Below are 3,621 nucleotides of genomic sequence, written 5' to 3'. Positions count from 1 at the left end.
GTGTCGTCGGCGGCCGGGCTCGTCGCATTACCCTGGCATTCGGCGTACAGCGCGAGCAAGTTCGGGCTGCGCGGCATGTCGGAGGTGTTGCGCTTCGATCTGGCACGCCACCGGATCGGGGTGTCCGTGGTGGTTCCGGGTGCGGTGAAAACGCCTCTGGTGCAGACGGTTCAGATCGCCGGAGTCGACCGCGAAGACCCGCGGGTGAAGAAGTGGACCGACCGCTTCAGCGGTCACGCGGTCTCGCCCGAACATGTCGCCGAATGCATCCTCAAAGGCGTGCGGCGCAACCGCTTCCTCATCTACACCTCGCCCGACATCCGGGCGCTGTACTTGTTCAAGCGCACCTTGTGGTGGCCCTACAGTGTCGCGATGCGCCAGGCGAACGTGCTGTTCACCAAGGCGCTGCGGCCTGCGGCGCAACGCGGCTAGCGCTTACCCCAGTCCCACGGCGGCGCGGTGAGCATGCCGATGCCCTCGACCCGCGTCTCGCCGAGGTCCTTGTACAGCGGGATCTCCACCGCGGTGGCTTCCGCCTCGGCGGCATTTTCGACGGTAACGGTGTCGAGATGCTCGAGCAGCGCCTTGGAGTGGGTGACGACGACGACCTGGGTGGTGTCTGCCGCCGCGCGGATCAACGACGCCAGCGGGCCCACCAAGTCCGGGTGCAGCGACGTCTCCGGTTCGTTGAGCACCATCAGAGACGGTGGACGCGGGCACAGCAGCGCGGCGGCCCACAGCAGGAATCGCAGTGTGCCGTCCGATAATTCGGCGGCCCGCAGCGGGCGCAGCATGCCGGGCTGATGCAGTTGGAGGTCGAACAGGCCGTCGTGGATCGTGACCGAGACCGTCGCACCGTCGAAGGCGTCGGCGATGGCCCGCTGGAGGTCGTCGTGACCGGCCTCGATGATGGTCTGGATCGCGGCGGCCAGGTCGCTGCCGTCGTCGGAGAGCACGGGCGTGCGGGTGCCGACAGTGCGCTGCCGCGAAGGTGCGGCCGCGTCGACGCGAAAGCCGTCGTAGAACCGCCAGTTGCGCAACCGGTCCCGGACCGCCGCAAGCTCCGGGTGCGCACCGGGATGGGCGAATTCGGCGAGCACGCTGCGGTAGGCCGGAAGCGCCTGTGTCACCTTGTCGAATCCCCGTCCGGACTCGGCGCTGGCTTCGACGTAATCACGGGTCCGGCGCACCAGGGTCGAGCTGTTGCGCATGACCGGGCCGACGAAGACGGCCTCGCGTTTGATCTCCGGATCGAGGGCGAACAGCGATCCGTGGCCCGCCATCTGGGGCAGGCCCAGATCGACGAGGTAGCCGAAATCATCCGCTGCGAAACCCATTTCGAGGGACACCGGCCCGGTGCGCGCCGTGCCCTCCACCCGCCCGGCGCGGCGCGCCCCGGCGAGCTGCTCGGGACCCGCCCACAGCACCGACTCGAGTCCGCCCTCGCGGGCCAGCGACCCGATCACCTCGCCGCGCCCGCAATCGGCCAACAGCCGCAGCGCCCGGTACAGCGACGACTTACCCGTCCCGTTGGCGCCGGTCACGACGGTGAGTTGGGCCAGCGGCAGCACGATCTCGCGCAGCGAGCGGTATCCGCGGATGGCGACGGTGTGCAACACCTCAGTACCCGCCTTCCGGTGGGGCGAGTTCGAGCCGCACGCCCAGCAGCCGAACCGGGCGATCGAGTTCGAACTGGCCGAGTATCTCAAGGGCCGTCCGGGTGATGAGATCGGCGTCCACGGTCGGTTCGGGCAGCTTGCGGATCTTGGTCCTGGTGTAAAAGGTCTTCGTGCGGACCGTCACCGCGACGCGGGTGGCGACACGGTCTTGTGCAACGACGTCGGCGAGCGTCTGGTGCGCCAAATCGATGACGGCGGAGTTCATCTCGTCGCGTTCGGTGAGGTCACGCGGAAAGGTGGTGACGTGACTACGTGACCGAGGTACCCAGGGTTCTGCGCTGACGGTCGTGTCGCCGCCGCCCTTGGCGAGCAGCAGGATCCACAGCCCCGTCGTCGGGCCGAAGGCCTCGGTGAGCACGGTCGCGTCGGTACGGGCGAGATCGGCGACGGTGTCGATGCCCATGGCCGCAAGCTTTTTCGTCGTCTTCGGGCCGATGCCCCACAGGGCGTCGACGTCGCGGTCACCCATCACCGCCATCCAGTTCTCGTCGGTGAGTTGATAGACGCCCGAACCGGATTCGCGGCTCGGCTTGCCGAAGCCGGTCGCGACCTTGGCCCGCTGCTTGTTGTCGCTGATGCCGACCGAACACGACAGACTCGTCTCGGCGGCGATCACCTCGCGGATCCGCTGGGCGAACTCGAACGGGCTCTGCGAGTCGTCGAGCTCGGCCCCGACGTAGGCCTCGTCCCAGCCCCACACTTCCACGGGATGCCCGAAGTCCCGCAGCAGGCCCATGACCTCCGCGGAGGCCTCGTCGTAGGCGTCGGTGTCCAGCGGCAGGGACATCGCATCCGGACACTTGCGCGCTGCGGTGCGCAACGGCATGCCGGCTCGCACGCCGTAGGCGCGGGCCGGATACGACGCGCACGTGACGACCTTGCGGGGTTCGTACGGGTCGCCGTTGCCGCCGACGATGATCGGCAGGCCGGCGAGTCCCGGGTTGCGACGGATCTCGACGGCGGCCTGGAACTGGTCGAGATCCACGTGCAGGATCCAGCGTGTCATCGGATCCGTGTGCTCTTCGCTAGTGCCCACACAGCTTGCGGGCCACCGTTTCCCATGCATCGCCGAGCGATTCCAGCGTCGCCCCACGCTCGGTGAGTTGGTGCTGCACGTAGTCAGCGTCGAGCAGCGCCAGCAGCGCGGCGGCCTGCGCGTCGAGGTCACCCGTCGTATCCGCGGCCTCCAACAGCACCCGCACGTGGCGATGGTGCAGCCGCGCCGGCGCGTTGAACCGTGTCTGCGGGTCCCTGTTGGCGTCCGACAGCAGCGCGTGATGTTTGTGGACGAACGCCAATCGGTCCCGTCCGTAGGCCACCAGACGGTCGAGTGGGGGAGCGCCGGGGCCGAGGGGCGGGGGACCGAACAGGATCGATTCCTGGTGGGCTTTCTCGTCCTCGTCGAGCAGCACGATCATCAGCCCCGCGCGACTGCCGAAGCGGCGGAACAGCGTGCCCTTGCCCACGCCGGCCGCCGTGGCGATGTCGTCGGTCGTGACCGAATCGGCGCCGCGCTCGGCGATCAGGCGGCGCGCCGCATCGAGAAGTAGTGTCCGGTTACGGGCGGCGTCGCCGCGTTCGTGTGGAGTTTCGTCGGTGACCGACAACTCGTTGATGGGGCGAGGTGCGGCCATGTCAGCAGTTTAGTTCAGGCGGAATTATTCGGACTGTAGTCCGGTTCTGCTGTGCGAGGATCTTCACCGACGACGAAGGGATGAGAACAACGATGTCGGACACCTCGAACGTCAACGTGCTGGTGCTGCTGGGCAGCCTCCGGGCGGCGTCGATCAACCGGCAGCTGGTCGAGCTCGCGCTCGAAACCGCACCGGACGGCGCGCATCTGGAGTTCTTCGACCGGCTGGGTGAGCTGCCGTTCTACAACGAGGACATCGACAACGAGGACGTCGCCGAACCGGTGGTGGCGTTGCGCCAGGCCGCGGCC

5 protein-coding genes are annotated in these 3,621 nt (G+C 68.0%); 2 read left to right on the top strand and 3 right to left on the bottom strand.

The genetic code is table 11. The annotated features are described in order from the left end of the window. The coding region (locus A5698_RS17170; RefSeq protein WP_156670794.1) for an SDR family NAD(P)-dependent oxidoreductase at positions 1-432 on the top strand (432 nt) is incomplete at its 5' end. Here the strand turns inward: A5698_RS17170 and A5698_RS17165 are convergent. Genes A5698_RS17165 through A5698_RS17155 form a run of 3 tightly spaced genes read right to left on the bottom strand, consistent with a single transcriptional unit; the run spans position 429 to position 3,313 of the window. Continuing rightward, on the bottom strand, positions 429-1,619 hold the full coding sequence (locus A5698_RS17165; RefSeq protein WP_068299324.1) for an AAA family ATPase: 1,191 nt from the start codon (positions 1,617-1,619) through the stop codon (positions 429-431). The genes A5698_RS17170 and A5698_RS17165 overlap by 4 nt on opposite strands. Position 1,620: 1 nt before the next feature. Then, the gene (locus A5698_RS17160; protein ID WP_068299322.1) at positions 1,621-2,685 is read right to left on the bottom strand and encodes a DNA polymerase IV; all 1,065 of its coding nucleotides are present in this window, start codon (positions 2,683-2,685) and stop codon (positions 1,621-1,623) included. A 19-nt stretch (positions 2,686-2,704) separates the two neighbouring features. Continuing rightward, positions 2,705-3,313 carry a TetR/AcrR family transcriptional regulator gene (locus A5698_RS17155; RefSeq protein ID WP_068299319.1) on the bottom strand — a complete coding sequence of 203 codons (609 nt, stop codon included), beginning with the start codon at positions 3,311-3,313 and terminating at the stop codon, positions 2,705-2,707. A 92-nt stretch (positions 3,314-3,405) separates the two neighbouring features. Between A5698_RS17155 and A5698_RS17150 the strand changes: the two genes are divergently transcribed. Then, the coding region (locus A5698_RS17150) for an NADPH-dependent FMN reductase (RefSeq protein ID WP_197506813.1) at positions 3,406-3,621 on the top strand (216 nt) is incomplete at its 3' end.

It is taken from the genome of Mycobacterium sp. E136 (assembly GCF_001666865.1).
Classification (GTDB): domain Bacteria; phylum Actinomycetota; class Actinomycetes; order Mycobacteriales; family Mycobacteriaceae; genus Mycobacterium.
The sequence above is the reverse complement of the archived record's forward strand: the minus strand, read 5'-3'. Positions and strand labels throughout refer to the sequence as shown.